This window comes from Streptomyces iranensis (assembly GCF_017874715.1).
Lineage (GTDB): Bacteria > Actinomycetota > Actinomycetes > Streptomycetales > Streptomycetaceae > Streptomyces > Streptomyces iranensis.
In genome coordinates this window covers 101,265-120,493 of sequence record NZ_JAGGLR010000012.1, presented here as the reverse complement: position 1 = coordinate 120,493, position 19,229 = coordinate 101,265, and the positions used below count along the sequence as shown (strand labels likewise).

Here is a 19,229-nt window from a genome sequence, read left to right as displayed (position 1 = left end):
AGGCGACCGAGGCAGGTGAGGCGAGCGAGGCGGCTCAGACGGGTGTGGCGGCGCGGGCGGTGACGGCGGGGGAAGGTTCACCGGTGCGGGCCAGCAGGGGCAGCACACCGAGGAGGGTCACGGCGGTGTAGCCGAGGCCGAGGCCGACGACCGGCCAGATCGAGCCGGAGGCGCTGAGCAGGTACTGGGCGACGATCGGTGCGGTCCCGGCGAAGAGCGTGGTGCACAGCTGGTACGACAGGGACATTCCGGTGTAGCGGACCTCGACGGGGAAGACCCGGGCGAGGATGCCCGCCAGCGCCGCGTAGTACATGGCGTGCGGGAAGGTCGCCAGCCCCATCCCGAGGACGGCGAGCCAGAAGTTGCCGGTGGCGCAGAGCACGAACATCAGCGGCAGGACGACGAACTCGGGCATGAGCATCCACAGCACGGCCTTCTTCACCGGCCACTTGCTCGCCAGGACGGCGCCGAAGGGCTGGACCACGACCTGCACCACGAGGGTGAGGGAGATGACGGTCAGAAAGGTGGTGCGGTCGAAGCCGATGTCGGAGGTGGCCCAGGAGAGCGCGAAGGTCGTCTTGATGTAGGTGATCGCGACGCCGGCGGTGCCCGCGAGTACGCCCAGGGCGACGAGCAGCGGATAGCGGGTGAACACGACCTTGATGGGCAGCTTGGCGGTTTGCCTGCGTTCCAGGACGGCGAGCATCTCCGGGGTTTCCGCCAGCCGCAGCCGGATGACCAGGCCGACGGCCACGAGGACGGCGGAGGCGAGGAAGGGTACGCGCCAGCCCCAGGATTCGAAGGCGGCGTCCGGGAGCCTGGCGATGCCGAGAAAGGCGAGCGTCGCGAGGAGATTGCCGACCGGGGAGCCCTGCTGGGCGAAGGCTCCGTAGAGCAGCTTCCGCTTCGGCGGGGCGTACTCGGTGGCGATGAGCACCGCGCCGCCCCACTCCCCGCCCATCGCGACGCCCTGGACCATGCGCAGCAGGACGAGGAGGACCGGGGCGGCGGCGCCGATCTGCGCGTATCCGGGCAGCAGTCCGACGCAGAAGGTGGCCGTACCCATCATGACGAGCGTGGTGATCAGGGCCTTCTTGCGGCCGTGGCGGTCGCCGTAGTGGCCGAATATCAGGCCGCCGAGGGGGCGGGCGAGGAACCCGACCCAGAAGGTGGCGAACGCGGCCAGCGTGCCGACCGCGGGCGGGACGTCGGCGAAGAAGACCTTGCCGAGGACGAGCGCGGAGGCGGAGCCGTAGATGTAGAAGTCGAACCACTCGATGGTGGTGCCGACGAAGGCGGTGATCCCGGCACGTTTGGCGTCGCGGGCCGTGGGCGGCCGAACGGCGGGAGCGGTGTGCTGCATGACGAGCGTCCTCTCGTAGCGGCAGATCTCGCCACGAGAGCCAGTGGAGGGGAGCGGTGCGGCCGCTCGGCGCCCCATCGCGAGATGGGCATCACTGTGCACCCGCCGTTTCAGAGGTGTCCAAGACCAATTCCGCCCATCGGTCAGACGTCATCCGTCTCAATCGGCGGCCGACCGCTGCTATCCGTGGAAGTCGGCCGGAGTGGGCAGGACCCGGTCGGCGACGCGCAGCACCGCCGCCAGCGCGGCGGACTGGTTGCCCGAGCGCCAGCCCAGCGCGATCGGCAGCACCGGTACGTCGTCCCCGGCGAGAGGACGGAAGACGACATGTTCCAGTTGAATGTTGCGCGCCGACTCCACGACCACCGCGAGGCCGACACCCGCGCCGACCAGGGCGAGCATGGTGTACGAATCGGGTGCTTCCTGAGCTGTCCGCGGCGCGAACCCCGCCTCGTGGCAGGCCTGCATCATCGCCTCCCGCACCGCGGAGCCGCGAGAGAGCGGGAACGTCACGAACGGCTCCCGCGCCAGCTCGGCGAAGGCCACCTCGGCACGGTTCGCGAGCGGATGGCTGTCCGGCAGCGCCAGTTGCAGCCGCTCCATGCGGACGACCCGTGCGCTGATCCCGCGCCGTACGGGCAGCGCCACGAAGCCGAGGTCCAGCGACCCCTCGGCGATCCGTCCCAGCGCCTCGCCGGCATAGGTCTGGCCTTCCAGCACCAACTCGATACCGGGGTGTTCGGAGGTGACGGCACGCGTCAGCACCGGCAGGGCGGAGTAGCTGCTGGCACCCGCGAAGCCGAGCGTGACGCGGCCGACCTCGCCCAGATGCGCCGCCTGCACGGTCCGTCGTGCGGCCGAGGCCTCGGCCAGCAGACGCCGGGCGGGCTCCAGCAGCGCCCGCCCCGCGGCGGTGAGCTGCACGGACCGGGTCGTACGGTCGAACAGCCTGACCCCGAGGTCCCGCTCCAGCAGCCGGATCTGCTGGCTCAGCGGCGACTGGGCGATGTGCAGCCGCTCGGCTGCCCGCCCGAAGTGCAGTTCCTCGGCGACGGCGACGAATCCGGAAAGGTGACGTAGCTCCACGCACCCGACCATGCCATCCACACCGCTCCAAGAGAACTGAGGCCGTATCAAATTACTTCGGCCGAGGCCGGTTCTCGGCAGAATTCATAACGCCCCGGGAACACCGGTGTGAAACGAGTGTGAAGAAGGTTTCGGTTGGGCTGACCCGGCAAGGGGGAGCTCCATGAGTTACCCCCATGACCGCATAGCGGATAACAGTCAGTACAACAGCGATGGAAATCGCCCATACCATGCCGACCCAACCGGATATCCCGCCGCCAATCGGCGTCGGGCGGGCAATGGAGGGGGTCTGGGCGCAGACAGGACAGCGCTGGTCATCCACACGCTCGCAGACATTGCCGCGGGGTTTCTGGCGTTGTGGATCCTGCTGTACATGCTCGATGCGAATCAGGCGAATGTCTTCGTCGACTTCGTGCACGGTGTAGCGGACTGGCTCGCCGGCTGGTCACAGGACATCTTCACGATGGACACGGAATCCGTGCGAGTCTTCTTCAACTACGCGCTGCCCGCGGTGATCTACCTGGCGATTGGGCACGGCGCCGCGGCGTGGGTGCGACGGCTCTGACCCCGCAGGCTCGGTGGCCGGTACCCCTCCTCGTGCCGAGGGGTGCCGGCCGCCGCCGTGTTCGGGCGGACAGCCGCTCCGGATCGCGTGATGACCAGCGGCGATGCCCCACGCGGACGATGTCGGCAGCTAGGGCTCGCAAGGGGTCTCGAGGAGGGCGCGGGCGGATACCGGGTACCCGCCCGCGCCACGCGCCCCGCTGTCCCTGTACTCGGGGGGACCGGAGATCGACCAGGGAGGGCGCGCGCCGATGACCAGTCGGCAGTACCTACAGCGCCGGACCGTAAACGCGCGTTACTCCTGGGCCATTTTCGCCCGTCGAACCCCGCCCGAGCCTGGCCGAGTAACACGATCCGCGCCCTCGGCGCTGTAGGTGATGGCGCCGTCGGCACCATCGTGGAGTGGTGTGTGTGGAGCCATGTCGCAGCCGTACGTGGCAAATCCCAGAACGTCAGCACACAAGAGCCGGAGGCCCATCGGGAGCACACACTGGTAATGTCCGAAATGCAGGATGGTCGTAGAGTCTTCATATGCGCAGCCATGGCTGACGGGAAATATCGGCTGTGCGCTTTTCGCTGTCCGCCTTGGACTTGTGTATCAAATTGGAAACACTCCGGGGCGCATCTCCTTCGCCATTTGCATTTCAGTCGGGTGAGGAATGCACACTGTCCGGCATGCACCCAAGGACAGACAGCGGAAACCCTGGCTTCGCGCACCCCTCTGGATGGGGAAACACCGCGCCGGGCAACGACGGCACGCACCCACCGGATGACTTCCCGTACGAGGAGCACGGTGGTGGGCACCGCGGCAGGCCGCCGCACCGCCGCCGTGGCAGGACGGTCCTGCGTGTCCTGGTCGCCGTGGTCGTCGTTCTGCTGGTCGTCTCGGTGGCGACGTACTTCTGGGCCGACTCCGAGCTGCGCAAGGAAGTCGACCTCGGCAAGGTGGTCGACCGCCCCGGGACGGGGGAGGGCACCAACTATCTGATCGTGGGGTCCGACAGCCGCGAGGGCATGTCGGACCAGCAGAAGAAGGACCTGCACACGGGCTCCGCCGACGGCAAGCGCACGGACTCGATGATGCTCCTGCACGACGGCGCGTCCGGCCCGACACTCATATCGCTGCCGCGCGACTCGAACGTGACCATCCCGAAGTTCCGCGGCTCCGAGTCCGGGCACATCAAGGGCCCGCTGGGCGACAACAAGCTGAACGCCGCGTACTCCATCGACGGCCCGCAGCTCCTGGTCCGCACCGTCGAGTACAACACCGGCCTGCACATCGACCACTACGCGGAGGTCGGGTTCTCCGGCTTCGCCAACATCGTGGACTCCATCGGCGGCGTCGACATGACCCTCGACAAGGGCTTCAAGGACAAGTGGTCCGGCGCCGACTTCGACGCGGGCGAGCAGACGCTGAACGGCCGGCAGGCACTCGCGTTCGTCCGCACCCGGCACGCGTTCGCCACCAGCGACCTGGAACGCACCAAGAACCAGCAGAAGTTCCTCTCCGCGCTGGCCAGTCAGACCGCGACGCCCGGCACGCTCCTGAACCCCTTCAAGCTCTACCCCACCATGGGAGCCGGACTCGACACCCTCGTCGTCGACAAGGACATGAACCCCTACTACCTGGCCAAGATGTTCTTCGCCATGCAGGACGTCACCGGCAGCGGGGGCAAGTCGATGAACATGCCCGTCTCCGGCAGCGTCGGCGGCAACCTCCAGTGGGACAAGGTCAAGGTCGGACAGCTTGTGCGAGAGCTCAAGAACGACGAGCCGGTCACCGTGACCGACACCCGGTGATCCCCGCCGAGCGGTGGCCGGCTGGCCACCGCTCGGCATGAGCCGTGGCCATACATCGGTTGGCTGGCGCCTTCCATCACCTTCATGCCGCTGAGCTGCCCAACTCACCTGCGGATATGGGCCCTTCTGAATTCCGATACGTCGGAGGTCTTCCCCTGGGCCTCATATGGCCTGCACCATGCCGGTAGTTCACCACCGGATATGGGAGGCACATACGTGACCGCGCCAACAGGGAACGGGATCTCTCGAAGAGGAGTGATCGGCTCGGCGGCCGTAGCCGGCTCGGCGGTCGCGCTCGGTGCCGGAGGGCGGCTGACCGGCTCCGGTACCGCATGGGCCGCGCCCCGGGAGCCCGGCGGGTCGGGAAGCTTGACCGAACGGCTGGCCAGGTCCGCCGCTCCGCGATGGCGGCGGATGCCCGGCGACTGGAAGGACGGTCCCTTCCTCGGCAACGGTCTGCTCGGGGTGAACGTCTACCGGGGCGCCACGGCCAACTCCGTAAAGGTGATGGTCAGCCACAATCAGGTACAGGACCAGCGACCCCAGTGGGCCGCCACGTACGGCTATTCACGCCTGCCCATAGGACATTTCGACCTCACACTGGCAGGCGAGGTGACCGATGTCGACTGGACCCTCGACATCTGGGACGCCGAGCTGAACGGCACCATCACCACCACCCGGGGCAGCGTCCGCTTCTCGATGCTGGTGCACAACGCCCGTACCGCGCTGCTGATCTCCACCCGGCCGAGTGCGGGGGAGGAGAGCGCGGCCTGGTCGTTCACATGGATGTCCGCCACCTCGCCCCGGACGAAGGGCAAGCCCGCCGACTACACCGGCAACCCCGACCCCCGTACCGGCTCCACGGGCGCCACCCACTACGTCGAACAGCCGTTGATCGCCGGTGGCGGGTGGACCACCGCCTGGCGGGAACGCCGAGTCGGCACCGGCAGGCTGCTCGCCGCCCATATCGTCTACCGCTACCCCGACGACCTCTCGAAGACCACCGAACTCGCCGTGGCCGAGGTGGCGCGCACCCTGGCCGAGGACCCGGACGACCTGGTGCGTGAACACCGCGGCTGGTGGAACCGCTTCTACGAGCACAGCCTGCTCTCCGTGCCCGACAAGCGGATTCAGGACTTCTACTGGATCCAGCTCTACAAGGCCGCCTGCGCCACCCGCGCCGGAGGACCCTCGATGTCCGAATGGGGACCCTGGTATCCGGAGACCGGCGGGAGCTGGACCGCGGTCTGGTGGAACCTCAACGTCCAGATCGCCACCTGGCTGATCCAGGGCTCCAACCACCTCGAACTCGACTCCGTCACCTCCACCTTCAAGAGCTTCGAGAAGAACCTGCCGCTGTCGCTCCCGCCCGAGATCCCGAACGAAGAGATCTACGCCCTGTCCCACCCCTCCGACTGGACGCTGCGCCCCGGCGCCCACACCGTCGGCGTCCCGGGCACCTCCACCAAGACCGACAACAACGGCAACCTCTCCTGGGCCATGCACAACGTCTGGCTCAGCTACCGCCACACCATGGACGTAGCGATCGTGCGCGATGTCCTCTACCCGATCCTCGTCAAAGCGGTGAACTACTACGACCACTTCCTCTACGAGGGCGGTGACGGCAAGCTGCATCTGCCGCTCACCCGCTCTCCGGAGTACGCGGACGCGGTGGACTGCACCTACGACCTCTCCCTGCTCCGCTGGGGTTGCGCCACGCTCCTCGACTGTCTGCGCATCCTCCGCACCGACAACCCGCGCGCCGGGCGCTGGCGGGAGATCCTGCGCCGTCTGGTCGACTACCCGCGCGGCGCGGACGGCGTCCTGATCGGCGCCGACACACCACTCGCCGACTCCCACCGCCACTTCTCCCACATGCTGTGGCTGTACCCGCTGCACGAGCTCACCTGGGACCGGCCGGCCGACCGGGACATCATGCGCACCACCTTCGACCACTGGGCGGAGGACCGCAGCCTCTGGGCGGGGTACAGCTACGCGGCGGCCTCCTCGATGGCGTCGCGGATGGGGCGGCCCGACGACGCCCTCGACTTCCTGACCACCTTCACCGGGAACCTCTTCGACGAGTCCTACATGGACTGCTACATGACCGCGAACACCATGTACGCGGAGGACACCAACCTGGGCATCGAGAGCCCGCTGACCACGGCCCAGTCGATCCTCGACATGGGGATGCAGAGCCATGGCGGCGTCGTCCGGGTCTTCCCCTCCGTCTCACGGCGCTGGCCCGACGTCTCGTTCCAGGCCCTGCGCGCCCAGGGCGCGTTCCTCGTCGACGCGGACCGCTCCGACGGCAGGACCCGGTGGGTGCGGGTCCACAGCGAGGCGGGTGCGCCACTGGTGCTGCAGCACGGCATCGCCGGCGCCGTCGACGTACGGGACGAGCACGGCCGCCGGCTGCGGTACCGGGAGACGGGACCCGGCCGTATCGAGATCCCGCTCGGCCGGGACGAGACGGCCGTCGTCGCCCCGCGCGGCGCCCACCCGGACCTGCGGCCGCGCGACGTACCTGCCGTCGGCGACGCGAAGCCGTGGGGGCTGCCGGACTGAGCCGGGGCTCCGGAGAGAGGCCAGGTGCGCGGGTGGTCCCCCGGTCAGTAGAACTCGACGGTGTTGACACGGTTGATCAGCTCGTGTCCGTCGAGGAGCCGGGTGGCGTTGGCGGCGAAGAGTTCGGCGATGAGGCGGTCCTCCGCCGCGTCGAGCGCGGCGGTGTGCGGGCTCACCAGCACCCGCTCGTGGTCCCACAGCGGGCTGTCGACCGGCAGAGGCTCCGTCTCGAACACGTCCAGCGCGGCGAAGCCGACCCGGCCGGAGTCGAGTGCGCGGGCCAGGGCGGCCTCGTCCACGACGCTGCCGCGGCCGACGTTGACGAGGGAGGCCCCGGGGCGGAGGGCGTCGAAGAACCGCTCGCCGAGGAGGTGCTCGGTCGCCTCGGTGCCGGGGAGCGTGTTGACGACGGCGTCCACGGTCGGTGCCACCTCGGTGATGCGGTCGGGGTGGATCATGGTGGAGACACCGGGGACGGTGACGCCTGACCGGCTCGTGCCGATGACCGTCGCACCCAGCGCCTGGAGTGCCCCGGCGACGGCCCGGCCGATCCCGCCGAGGCCGAGGAGGAGCACGGTCTGGCGGCTGACCTGTCCCATCGTCCAGCGGCCGCCCCACTCCCGGTCACGTTGCCGGCGGCTGAGGCGGGGCAGATCCTTGGCTCCCGCGAGCACGCCGAAGACGGCGAACTCCGCGAGCGGGCGTCCGTGGACCCCGGCCGAGGTGGTGAAGAGGACACGGTCGAGTTCGTCCGGACGCAGCCCGGCGGCCTTGACCTGACTGCCTCCGCCCGCGGCCATGGTGTGTACCCAGCGCAGGCGCGGATTGGCCCGGACGGCTCGCGCCAGGGCGGCCGGGTCCACGTCGGGGACGCCGTACAGGGCGTCGGCGGAGTCGATGGCCTCCTCGTAGGCGCGCTGCCGCGCGGCGCCGCGCGGCCAGGCCGGGTCGCCCGCGAAGTCGGCGGGCCAGCGCATCGGAGGCAGCAGATCATGGTCGACGACGAGGTCGATCCGCGGCTCCAGCTCCCTGACGCGGGCGCGGTTCTCCTCGGACAGCGGGGCGGCGACCGCGACACGGAGACGGCCTCCCGCCTGGTTCCGGCCGGTCATCGGACGCCCGCGTTCCGCAGTGCCTCGACCTCGGCGTCCAGTGCGGCCTCGCGGGCGACGATCTCCTGGACCGACGTCAGTGCCTCGTGGGCCCGGTGGGGCGGGATGACGATGACGCCGTCCCCGTCGGCCGCGACGATGTCTCCGGGGTTCACCACGACGCCGCCGATGGCGACCGGTTCGCCGATGGCGCCGGGCCCGTTCTTGAACGGGCCGGCGGGGGTGAGCCCCCGGGCGAAGACCGGGACGCCGAGTTCCCCGATGATCGCGGCGTCGCGGACGTAGCCGTCGACGATCGCGCCGACGGCCCCGTACGCGGCGAAGCGCTGGGCGAGGTTGTCCCCGATGACGGCGCGCCCGTCGTGGCCGAAGGCGTTGATGACGAGGATGTCGCCGGGGCGGATGTGCTCGAGTGCCGCGATCACCGCCTTGTTGTCCCCGGCGACGGTCAGGACCGGAAGGGCGGTTCCGACGGCCTTGGCGCCCTGCCAGACGGGTGCGATGCCGCCGTCGACGATGTTCAGCCGGTCGAGCGCATCGCCGAGGTTGGCCACGGAGTGGGCGCGGAACCGGTCCAGCAGCTGCCCGTCGACGCGCTCCCATGAGGGTGTCACGCGCACGTTGTCCTGAGTCATCGAGGGCTCCTTCGGATGGTGTCCGGCGCGAGGGAGGAAGCGCGCCGGCGACGGTGTCGTACGGCATAGAAAATGCGAAAGTTTTCGCGTTTCATGGGTGTCAGTCTGCATCGCTCCGCGCCGCAGGACAAGGGCCGGTGTGGGGGAGTGGGCCACCGGAGCCGTTCCCGATCGTATGGGCAACTCCGACAATTCGGGACGGAAGTGCGGCGGAGGTGAGGGGTTAACGTGGGGGCAACGCGGACCCTTGACCGCCCCAAGAATGCGAATCTATTCTCATTCGCGATTCAAGTCGCACCTTGGAACCGTCGCGACGAGCGGTCCGGCACGGACCACCGCGAGCCCTGGACGGACGGGTTCCTGAACATCCAGAAGCCACCCTCACCGCGGCTGCCGGCGGCTACCAGGCTCAGCTCACGATCCTTCTTCAGGACACCCTTCCCGGAGTCCGCGACACCGAAAGTGAACGCGTATGACAGCGTCAGATCGGCTTGACACCACATCAGCCCGTCCGGAGGCGGTGCCGGGCCAGTTCGATACGGCAGCCGCCAATGTCGTCTCCGCCGATGACAAGGTGGTCCGCAAAGCCACCTTCGCGGGCGCGATCGGGTCCTTCGTCGAGTGGTACGACTACGGCATCTACGGCCTGCTCGTCACCTATCTCGCGATCGACATCATGGGGGAGGCCGAGGCCGGCAACCTCTTCCTCACCAACGTCGGCTTCCTGATCAGCTTTGTCGCCCGCCCGTTCGGCAGCGTCATCTGCGGATACCTCGGTGACAAGATCGGCCGGAAGTCCCTCCTGGCCACCCTGCTGGTCCTCATCAGTACGGCGACCGCGGCGATCGGGCTGATCCCCTCCCACTCGGTCATCGGCATCGCGGCGCCCGTCCTCCTGGTCCTGCTGCGGGTGCTCCAGGGCTTCTCGGCGGGCGGCGAGGTGGCCGGTGCGATGTCCTTCGTCGGCGAGTACGCCCCCGACGCGCGCCGCAACTACATGATGAGCTTCATCGCCGTGGGCTCGTTCATCGCCCTGATGTTCGGCAGTGCCTTCTCCGCCATCCTCATCACCGCGCTCGGCGACGACTCGATGACCTCATGGGGCTGGCGTCTGCCGTTCCTCCTGGCCGTCCCCCTCGGGTACATCGGCTTCTACATCCGCCGCCGGCTGGAGGAAACCCCTCATTTCGAGGCGCTGCGCGAACAGAGGACGGTAGCGCGCAACCCGCTGCGGGAGGCGCTGAGCTCGCCGCGCCACCTGAAGGCGATCGGGCTGACCATCTTCCTCCCCGCGCTCAACGGCCCCGGCTACTACCTGCTCTTCGTCTACATGCCGACGTACCTGAAGACCTCGCTCGGCGAGCACGACTTCTCCATGCTGCGAGCCCTCATGGTCACGGCGTTCAGCCTGATCGCCATCGCCATATGCATCCCGGTCATGGCCCGCCTGTCGGACCGGATCGGCCGCAAACCCGTCCTGGCCGGATCGGCCGTGGCCATGGCCGCCGTCTCGTACCCGATGTTCCGGCTCCTCACCACGGGCGAGTTCGGGCTTGCCTGTATCGGCACCATCGTGCTGGCGATCGCCTTCTCCGGGCACGCCGCCGTCGTCCACACCGCGCTCGCCGAGATGTTTCCGACCAGCGTGCGCTACTCCGCCTACAGCATCGGGTTCTCCATCTCGACCATCATCTTCGGCGGCAGCGCCCCCCTGCTGATGACCGAGCTGATCGAATCGACCGGCTCCAACATGATCCCCGCCTACGCCTCCATCCTCACCGCTCTGATCACCTTGGCCACTGTCGCCTTCGTGCGCGAGACCAGGGGCCGGCCCCTCGCCGGCCACTGAGCCACCCGGCGGCATCCCACTCGGCGCCCGCCCCTACCTCAGGAGACACCTCATGGGAAGCAATTCCGTAGCCGTCGTCGCCGATCTCGGCGAGAGCTTCGGCAACTACACGATCGGCGACGACGCCGCCCTGCTCACCCTCGTCACCTCCTCGAACATCGCGTGCGGCTTCCACGCCGGTGACCCGCGCATCATGGACCGCACCGTCGCCGACTGTGTCGAGCGGGGCATCGAGCTCGGCGCCCACCCCGGCTACCCGGACCTCGTCGGCTTCGGCCGCCGGCTCATCGAGGCCACCGAGGAGGAGATCCGTACGGACGTCCTCTACCAGCTCGGCGCGCTCGACGCCTTCGCCCGGGTGCACGGCGGCACCATCAGCCATGTGGCCCCGCACGGCCGTATGGGCTCCATCGCCCAGACGGACGCCAAGCACGCGCGGGCCATCACCGACGCGATCGCCGCGTACAACACCGACTACATCGTCATCTGTCAGCGCGGCCTGCTCGCCGAGGAGTCCCGCAAGCGCGGCCTCGAGGTCGGCTACGTCTTCCTGGCCGACCGCGGTTACGGCGACGACGGCATGCCGGTGTCCCGCTCGCACGAGGGCGGCCTGATCTACGACCCCGAACTCATCGGCCGGCGCTCGGCCCAGGTCGTGCAGGAGGGCACGGTCCGCTCGGTCAACGGCAATGTGGTCCCCCTCGGCCATGACGCGGACGTCCTGCTCCTGCACGGTGACCACCCGACCGTGCTGGAGAACGGCACCGCTGTGCGGGCAGCACTGGACGCCGCCGACATACGGGTCACCGGACTGCGGGACGTCCTGGCGGAGAAGGCAGAGAAGACGGAGGCCGCGCTCGCCGGCTGACGTCGGGCGCACCAGGCGATGACCACAGCACAGTACGGCGCCATCACCGTCGAACCCTTCGGGGACTCGGCGGTGATGGTGACCATCCCCCACGCCGACCAGGCCATCCGCAGAGCCGCGACCGTCGCCTTCCGCGACCGGTTCCTGGCGCACCGCCCGCACGGTGTGCTCGACGTCGTCTCCGGTCTCGAATCCCTGCTCATCGAGTTCGATCCGCTGCGGACCGCGCTCCAGCACGTGGAGTACGCGGCTCGTCTGGTGGCGCGGTGGGCGCCCTCCCCGTCGAGTACCACGGACGGCGGGCGAGCCGTACGGACCTTCGCGATTCCCGTCGTCTTCGACCACGACAGCGGTCCCGACCTGGCCTCCGTCGCCGGAGAACTGGGACTCGCGCCTGCCGAGGTCGTCGAGGCGATCGCGGAGTCCACCTTCACCGTCGCTCTCCTCGGCGCGGCGATGGCCCCGATGATGGACGGTCTGAAGGTACCCGGGCCGGTGCGCCGCCGTGCCGAGCCACGGACGGACGTCGCTCCCGGAGCCGTCATGATCGCCGGTACCAACGCGATCATTCAGCCGTTCCCGGGGCCGACCGGCTGGCGGGTCGTCGGCCGCACTCCGCACACCATCGTCGACATCTCCCGCCCTGACCCGGCGGCGTTCGGGACGGGCGACATCGTGCGCTTCGTGCCCGTCACACGGGATGAAGCCGAGGCGCTGAAGGCCGGTTTCCCGCTGCCGACGGGGGAGGGCGCATGAAGACCGTGGCACTCGAGATCACCGGCACCGGCTGGATCACGACGTTCCAGGACCTCGGCCGACGCGACACCGAACGCCGCGGAGTGCCCACCGGCGGCGCCGCCGACCAGCACTCGGCAACCGTCGCGAACCTCCTGGTGGGCAACGCCCGCAGTGCGACCCTGATCGAGAATCTCGGAGGCGAGCTGGCGCTCGTGCCCGACGAGGACGTCCTGGTCGCCGTGACCGGAGCTCCCGCCCGGGTCACCGTCGCGGGCGGGCCGGTCGAGGGCTGGTCGCCGCTGGTCGTTCCCGCCGGGCACGAGGTACGGGTCCGCGGTGATATGAACAGGGGAGCCCGGGTCTATCTGGCCGTGAACGGCAGAATGACCTCGCGGACGCTGCTGGGCAGCGCGGCCCCGGACGCCCGGATGGGATTCGGGCAGAACCTTGCCCCGGGCTCTCGTGTACTGCTGGAAACGGGGTTCGGCGGATTCGGCCGCAGTCTGTTCGAGCCGCCGTTGTTCCGGCTCCCCGTCCCCGTGCCCCGCTTCGACGACGGCCCCTGGGTCATCGACGTCGTCGCCAGCCATGGCATCCACGCGGTCCCCGGCATCCGCGAGATGGTCGAGGAGTCGGCCTACGTCGTCACCCCTCGCTCCAACCACGTCGGACTCCGTCTCGACGGCCCCGTACTGCATCCGGACACCGACGCCGAGATCGTCTCGCACGGGGTGCCCATCGGCGCGCTGCAGATCCCGCACGCGGATGAGCTGATCGTGCTCGGCCGCTACCGGAGCCTGACCGCGGGCTATCCGATCGTCGGCGTTGCCGCGCGTGCCTCGTTGCCGATGCTCGGGCAGGCCGGCCCCGGCCGGGAACTGCGGTTCCGCTGGATCGACCGGGAGAGCTCGCTGCGGCGGTTCGCGCGGCGCGCGGCGGAGGTCAGGGCCCTCGGGCATGCCGCCGCCGAGGCGTTCGGCGCCCTCGGCTTCAAGGAACCCTTGTCACACACTAAATGAGAAGATATTCTCACTTGTAATTGGGATCGCAGATGAATCATGGAGGAGGAGCGGTGACACCGTCGGCCGGCAGGATCGCGCTCATCACAGGAGCGGGCAGCGGGATGGGACTCGAGACCGCCCGGCTGCTCGCCCGCGACGGCGCCACGGCCGTGCTGCTCGGCCGCAGACAGCGGGTCCTCGACACCGTCGCGGCCACGATCCGCGCCGAGGGCGGCACCGCCCTTCCCCTCGCGGCGGATGTCACCCGCGCCGAGGACGTCACCCGCGTCGTCGAACAGGTCCATGCCGCGCTCGGCCCGATCGACATCCTGGTGAACAACGCGGGGAGCGCCTCGTCGGTGCTCAACCCGCAGTGGCTCCCGCACGACGAGTGGCGCCAGGTCCTCGACGTGAACCTCACCGCGGTCTTCCAGCTCACCCAGGCCGTCCTGCCCGACATGCTCGGCCGTGGCGCCGGGACGATCGTCACCGTCTCCTCGCTCGCCGCCGTCAACCCCAACCTGCTCGGCGGGGCCGCCTACGGTGCGGCCAAGGCCGGGGCCCGCAACTTCATGACCTTCCTGCACAACACCTTCCGCAACCAGGGGCTGCGAGCGATCACCGTGCTGCCCGGGGAAGCGGACACTCCCATCCTCGACAACCGCGCCCGGCCTCCGGAGCCGGAGGAGCGCGCCACCATGGTGCGGCCGGAAGACGTGGCCGAGGCCATCCGCCTCGCCGTCACCCTTCCCCAGCGCGTCGTCCTCCAGGAGATCGTCGTGGCCCCCACCCGGCAGCGCGACACCTCCGACGACCTCGAGATCAGCCGCTGGGCCGGAGCGCCCGCCGACGCCGCACCGCCGGCCTGACCACCCGCCACCAGGAGGAGCGCATGCCGCCCACCGTCACCACGCAGCCGCCCCGGTTCGCCACCGCCGACGCCGTCGCCCGGATCGCGGCCGCGTCCCGCCGGACGCAGCAGCCGCAGTCCCGGGCCGACCTCGTCTCCCTCGCCATGGGCGAACCCGATTTCGACACTCCCCCCTCGGTGACCGAGGCGGCCCAGGCCTCGCTGCGAGCCGGACGGACCCACTACTCGCCGCTGCTCGGCGAACCCGCCCTGCGCGAAGCACTGGCCGGGAAGCTCGCCGCCACCGCCGAAGCGCCGGTCTCCGCCGCCGACATCCTGATCACCCAGGGCGGGACCGCCGGCCTCGCCGCCTCGATCCTCTCCATCGTCAACCCCGGCGACAAGGTGGTCATCCCCGACCCCACCTACTCCCTCTACGCCGACCTCGTCGCCATGGCCGGGGGTGTCGTCGACCCCGTACCGCTCGGTCCGGACCTGCACTGGGACCTCGACCGGCTCGCCGCCGCCCTCGACGACGCCAGGCTCTTCGTCTTCTGCAACCCCGTGAACCCGACCGGGATCGTCCACGGCCACGAGGAACTCTCCGCGCTCGCCGATCTGCTCGACGGCACCTCCACGATCGTCATCTCCGACGAGGCCTACTCCGACCTGGATTACACCGGGCGGCCCTTCACGTCCGCGGTCTCCGTCGACGGGCTGCGCGAGCGGACCGTCTACTGCCAGACCTTCTCCAAGAGTTACGCGATGACCGGCTGGCGCGTGGGTTACCTCTGGGGCCCGTCACCCCTCGTCCAGGCGGCCGCACGCGTCCACAACACCTTCAACGGGTCGGTGAACACCTTTATCCAGGACGCCGCGCTCGTCGCGGTGGAAAGCTGTGCGGATGACGTCGCCCGGATGCGCGCCGCCTACGAGGAACGCGGCGAGATCATGCGCAAGGAACTGGCCTCGATACCCGGTCTCACCCTCAGCGCGCCCGAGGGGGCCTTCTACCAGTTCCCGCGGTACGACCTCGGCCTGCCCTCCGTCGATGTCGTGGCGGCACTGCGCACGCACGGTGTCGCCGTCCGGCCCGGAAGCGAGTTCGGGGCCCGGGGCGAGGGGCACCTGCGCCTGTCGTACGCCGCCGGTCCGCAGTCCATCGTCGAGGGCGTCCGCAGGCTGGCCCACGGCCTCGCCGCCCTGCGATGAACGCCGTCCCGGACGCGAGGAGGAGTCGTCCCATGCGCAGTGACACCGAGCGCAACCGCAGGCATCTCATCAAGGCGGCGGCACGACTCTTCGAGAACTCGCCCACCCCGGTCAGCCTCGCGGAGATCGCCAAGCATGCCGAGGTGTCCACCGCGACCGCCTACCGCCACTTCTCCTCCGTGGAGGAGATCCTGCACGCCTTCCGCGCCCAAGTGGGCTCCGAACTGAGGGACTTCAGTGCCGCGCAGACCACCCGGGGCATGCGCAAGCTCGACGCGGTGTCGCGGTACTGGGTGTCCCTGGTCCTCGAGCACGGCGGTGCGATGGCGCAGATGCGCTCGCACCGCGGCTACCTCGAGCGACTTCGCGAGGGCACCGGCTATCTCACCCCGCAGGCCGAGGCGCTCACCGAGCCACTGCGGCAGACGGCCGAGGAGCTCGGTCTGGGAGACCTCGGCGACGAAGCCCTGTATCTGTGGAACGCGTTGTTCGACCCACGGGACATCCTCGACCTCATCAAGAGCGGACGAACCGAGGACGAGGCGGCCACCCGCCTCATGGGCGCCCTGCGCGGAGCCCTGATCGGGTGGTCGGCGGCCCGGCACGGCACGCCGGACTCCGGTCTGGTCTCTTCCCCACTGAAGGCCGACACCGGCTGAAGTACGCTGTCGGCGCACTTCAGCGCCTGAAGCACAGCTCGGGCCGGCGCCCGGCCGGCCCGCATGCGAACGGAGAGAACAGCGCACATGGACGTCAGCGCCTACCTCGAGGCCGTCTACGGCAATCTCCACCGCCGGGATCCCGCGGAAACGGAGTTCCATCAGGCAGCACACGAAGTGCTGCAGGCGATAGGACCCGTGCTCCAGGCCCACCCGGAGTATCTGCACGCCAGGATCGTGGAACGGCTCTGTGAGCCCGAACGACAGGTGATCTTCCGGGTGCCGTGGGTGGACGATCAGGGAACGGTGCAGGTCAACCGCGGCTTTCGGGTGGAGTTCAACAGCGCCCTCGGCCCGTACAAGGGCGGGCTGCGGTTCCACCCCAGTGTCAACCTCGGCATCGTCAAGTTCCTGGGTTTCGAGCAGATCTTCAAGAACGCGCTCACCGGCATGGCGATCGGCGGCGGCAAGGGCGGTTCGGACTTCGATCCCAAGGGCCGCACGGACGGCGAGGTGATGCGCTTCTGCCAGGCGTTCATGACGGAGCTGTACCGGCATCTGGGCGAGCACACGGATGTGCCCGCCGGGGACATCGGAGTCGGCGGCCGTGAGATCGGCTACCTCTTCGGCCAGTACAAGCGGATCACCAACCGCCATGAGTCCGGCGTTCTGACCGGCAAGCCGGTCGGCTGGGGCGGATCGCACGCCCGCACCGAGGCGACCGGCTACGGCGCGGTGTTCTTCGCCCAGGAGATGCTCGCCACGCGCGGCCAGGACTTCGACGGACGGCGGGTCGTGGTCTCCGGATCGGGCAACGTGGCCATCTACGCCATCGAGAAGGTCCACGCCCTCGGTGGCCGGGTGGTGGCCTGCTCCGACTCCTCCGGCTACCTGGTCGACGAGGACGGCGTCGACCTGGAACTGCTCAAGGAGATCAAGGAGGTGCGCCGCGAGCGGATCTCCGCCTACACCGAGGTGAAGACGACCGCCCGGTTCTCCGCCCGGGGGTCGGTGTTCGACGTGCCGTGCCAGGTCGCACTGCCGTGCGCGACCCAGAACGAGCTGCACCAGCAGGACGCCACCGCGCTGACGAAGAACGGTGTGCTGGCCGTGGCCGAGGGCGCGAACATGCCGTGCACGCCCGAGGCGGTCGAGGTCTTCCGCGGCGCGCGGATTCTGTTCGGTCCCGGCAAGGCCGCCAACGCGGGCGGGGTGGCGACCTCCGCACTCGAGATGCAGCAGAACGCGTCCCGCGAGAGCTGGAGCTTCGAACGTACGGAGGACCAGCTCGCCACCATCATGCGGCAGGTGCATGCGCAGTGCCGCGCCACCGCGGAGACCTACGGCGGTGACGCCGACGACTACGTGCTCGGCGCCAACGCCGCGGGCTTCCTCCGTGTCGCCGAGGCCATGACCGCCCAGGGGGTCGTCTGACCTGCTGCCGACAGGACGAGGCGGGGGCCGCATGACGTATTGGCCCCCGCCGGGCCACCGGCGCGCCGCGACGCTCCGAGGTACCGCTACGAGGCCGACGGTCCGGTCCAGTCGGCGGCCACATGGCCGATGCGCACCCGCTGCGGGTGGTCGCCGACCGATACGGACGCGGTCTTCTCGCCCGTCGCGAAGTCGATCGCGGTGACCCGGTCGGCACCGCTCTCGGAGACGACGCACGCGGTGCCGTCGCCGCTCACCGTCGCCCAGTACGGCTTCGAGGTCGGCACCAGGGGGCCTTCCTGGAGCGATTCCCGGTCCACGACGGTCGCGTAGTCGTCCATCGTCCCGGCCACGCACAGCTTCTTGCCGTCGGGGCTCATCGACAGGCCGTGGTGGCGGGAGTCGTTGACCCAGGTGGTGCGGTCCTCGCTGGTCTCAGGGTTCTTCGGGAGGGTCTTCGCGCGGGTGATCTTGTCCTTGGCCACGTCGTACTCCAGGAACCCGTTGAAGAAGGAGACCTGGAAGTAGAGCTTGGACTCATCGGGGGTGAAGGCGACGGGCCGGACGGCGTCGGACAGGTCCTTGCGGCCGAAGGCGTCGAGCCGTTCGCGCATGTCGATGACCTTGACCTGCCGATATGTGTTCGTGTCGACCACGGTGATGTGCCGATCGCCCTTCGTCCAGTCCATCGACGGATCGTCCAGGTCGGTGTTGACCTCGCCGATCGACATGTTCCAGAGGTACTTGCCGCCGTCGGTGAAGACGTTCTCATGGGGCTTGTCACCGGCGGAGAACGAGCCGAGCTGCTTTCCCGTCTCGATGTCGAGGACATGGACCGTGTTCGACGTCGAAGCCGACACCGCGACGCGTTTGCCGTCGGGGGACACGGCCATGTGGTCCGCGCGGAATCCCGACACGGGGAAGCGCCAGTTGAGCTTGCCCGTCGTGACGTCGATCGAGACCACGTCGGCGAAGCTGGGCCGGGAGACGACGATGGCGGAGCCGTCCGGGGTCGAGTACATGTCGTCCACGAACTGGTCGTGCCCTTCTCCCGGACCCAGCCGGATCCCCAGGAAGAAGGCGAGCTTGATGGGGTTGAGGTAGATCTCGGTGAGCCGCTGGTCCTTGTCCGGTATGACGTTGATCCGGCCGATCCCGGCCAAGTCGCCGGTGGACTTTATGACGTCGGCGGTGCCGTCCCAGTTGTTGCCCACGAACATCACTTCCCGCAGGCCGGCCGCCTTCGGCTGGGCGGAGGCGCTCACCGCCGTGGAACCGGTCACGGCCAGCGCCACGGCGGCGGCGAGGGAGAGAATCATTCGGGTGGAGCCACGGTGCTCGGGAGGCATGGCCACTCCATTGGAGGTGATGGGGGTATGTCATCGTCGGGGCGCCACCTACTGGAAAGTAATGAAGTCGGATGGCTCTCACAAGAGCTCGGACGGCAAAAAATGACAGACTCTCAACTTCACGACGGACAAGGTCTGTTT

At 69.2% G+C, this 19,229-nt stretch carries 16 protein-coding genes; 11 read left to right on the top strand and 5 right to left on the bottom strand.

Going from position 1 to position 19,229, the window contains the following annotated elements:
* Positions 1 to 34: 34 nt before the first annotated feature.
* Together J2Z30_RS22755 and J2Z30_RS22750 are read right to left on the bottom strand one after the other, a co-directional pair.
* A complete protein-coding gene (locus J2Z30_RS22755) occupies positions 35 to 1,363 on the bottom strand; it encodes an MFS transporter (protein ID WP_044580465.1) in 1,329 nt (442 codons plus the stop codon).
* Between the two features lie 180 nt (positions 1,364 to 1,543).
* Positions 1,544 to 2,449 carry a LysR substrate-binding domain-containing protein gene (locus J2Z30_RS22750; RefSeq protein ID WP_044582562.1) on the bottom strand — a complete coding sequence of 302 codons (906 nt, stop codon included), beginning with the start codon at positions 2,447 to 2,449 and terminating at the stop codon, positions 1,544 to 1,546.
* A gap of 163 nt (positions 2,450 to 2,612) precedes the next feature.
* Between J2Z30_RS22750 and J2Z30_RS49775 the strand changes: the two genes are divergently transcribed.
* The 3 genes from J2Z30_RS49775 (at position 2,613) to J2Z30_RS22735 (ending at position 7,381) form a co-directional block, all read left to right on the top strand.
* Positions 2,613 to 3,014: a hypothetical protein gene (locus J2Z30_RS49775; RefSeq protein ID WP_245388314.1), complete on the top strand. Its 402-nt coding sequence runs from the start codon at positions 2,613 to 2,615 to the stop codon at positions 3,012 to 3,014.
* A gap of 674 nt (positions 3,015 to 3,688) precedes the next feature.
* Positions 3,689 to 4,813 (top strand): LCP family protein, encoded by a 1,125-nt coding sequence (locus tag J2Z30_RS22740; protein WP_044580466.1) that lies wholly within the window; start codon positions 3,689 to 3,691, stop codon positions 4,811 to 4,813.
* Between the two features lie 216 nt (positions 4,814 to 5,029).
* Positions 5,030 to 7,381, top strand: a complete 2,352-nt coding sequence (locus tag J2Z30_RS22735; RefSeq protein WP_107073452.1) for a glycosyl hydrolase family 95 catalytic domain-containing protein — start codon at positions 5,030 to 5,032, stop codon at positions 7,379 to 7,381.
* Between the two features lie 44 nt (positions 7,382 to 7,425).
* Here J2Z30_RS22735 and J2Z30_RS22730 read toward each other — a convergent pair whose 3' ends face one another.
* Together J2Z30_RS22730 and J2Z30_RS22725 are read right to left on the bottom strand one after the other, a co-directional pair.
* Positions 7,426 to 8,493, bottom strand: coding sequence for a D-2-hydroxyacid dehydrogenase (locus J2Z30_RS22730; RefSeq protein WP_044580470.1), 1,068 nt, complete (start codon positions 8,491 to 8,493; stop codon positions 7,426 to 7,428).
* Entirely contained in the window at positions 8,490 to 9,128 is a 639-nt protein-coding gene (locus tag J2Z30_RS22725) for an RraA family protein (protein ID WP_044580471.1), read from the bottom strand. Before J2Z30_RS22725 ends, J2Z30_RS22730 begins: the two co-directional genes overlap by 4 nt.
* A gap of 472 nt (positions 9,129 to 9,600) precedes the next feature.
* Here J2Z30_RS22725 and J2Z30_RS22720 point away from each other — a divergent pair, with 472 nt between their 5' ends.
* The 8 genes from J2Z30_RS22720 to gdhA all read left to right on the top strand — a co-directional run bounded on the left by J2Z30_RS22720 (position 9,601) and on the right by gdhA (position 17,739).
* Positions 9,601 to 10,977 (top strand): MFS transporter, encoded by a 1,377-nt coding sequence (locus tag J2Z30_RS22720; RefSeq protein ID WP_078957207.1) that lies wholly within the window; start codon positions 9,601 to 9,603, stop codon positions 10,975 to 10,977.
* A 52-nt stretch (positions 10,978 to 11,029) separates the two neighbouring features.
* Positions 11,030 to 11,845 (top strand): 5-oxoprolinase subunit PxpA, encoded by an 816-nt coding sequence (locus tag J2Z30_RS22715; protein ID WP_044580475.1) that lies wholly within the window; start codon positions 11,030 to 11,032, stop codon positions 11,843 to 11,845.
* An 18-nt stretch (positions 11,846 to 11,863) separates the two neighbouring features.
* Positions 11,864 to 12,601, top strand: coding sequence for a 5-oxoprolinase subunit B family protein (locus tag J2Z30_RS22710; protein WP_044580476.1), 738 nt, complete (start codon positions 11,864 to 11,866; stop codon positions 12,599 to 12,601).
* Entirely contained in the window at positions 12,598 to 13,602 is a 1,005-nt protein-coding gene (locus J2Z30_RS22705; protein WP_052701932.1) for a 5-oxoprolinase subunit C family protein, read from the top strand. The genes J2Z30_RS22710 and J2Z30_RS22705 overlap by 4 nt, the downstream gene beginning before the upstream one ends.
* A gap of 53 nt (positions 13,603 to 13,655) precedes the next feature.
* Positions 13,656 to 14,453, top strand: coding sequence for an SDR family oxidoreductase (locus J2Z30_RS22700; RefSeq protein ID WP_078957208.1), 798 nt, complete (start codon positions 13,656 to 13,658; stop codon positions 14,451 to 14,453).
* Positions 14,454 to 14,476: 23 nt separating this feature from the next.
* Entirely contained in the window at positions 14,477 to 15,646 is a 1,170-nt protein-coding gene (locus tag J2Z30_RS22695; RefSeq protein ID WP_044580478.1) for a pyridoxal phosphate-dependent aminotransferase, read from the top strand.
* 32 nt (positions 15,647 to 15,678) lie between these two features.
* Positions 15,679 to 16,305, top strand: coding sequence for a TetR/AcrR family transcriptional regulator (locus tag J2Z30_RS22690; RefSeq protein ID WP_044580479.1), 627 nt, complete (start codon positions 15,679 to 15,681; stop codon positions 16,303 to 16,305).
* Positions 16,306 to 16,392: 87 nt separating this feature from the next.
* A complete protein-coding gene (gene gdhA, locus J2Z30_RS22685) occupies positions 16,393 to 17,739 on the top strand; it encodes an NADP-specific glutamate dehydrogenase (protein ID WP_044580480.1) in 1,347 nt (448 codons plus the stop codon).
* Between the two features lie 86 nt (positions 17,740 to 17,825).
* Here the strand turns inward: gdhA and J2Z30_RS22680 are convergent, their stop codons facing one another.
* Positions 17,826 to 19,088 carry an outer membrane protein assembly factor BamB family protein gene (locus J2Z30_RS22680; RefSeq protein WP_044580482.1) on the bottom strand — a complete coding sequence of 421 codons (1,263 nt, stop codon included), beginning with the start codon at positions 19,086 to 19,088 and terminating at the stop codon, positions 17,826 to 17,828.
* Between the last annotated feature and the right edge of the window lie 141 nt (positions 19,089 to 19,229).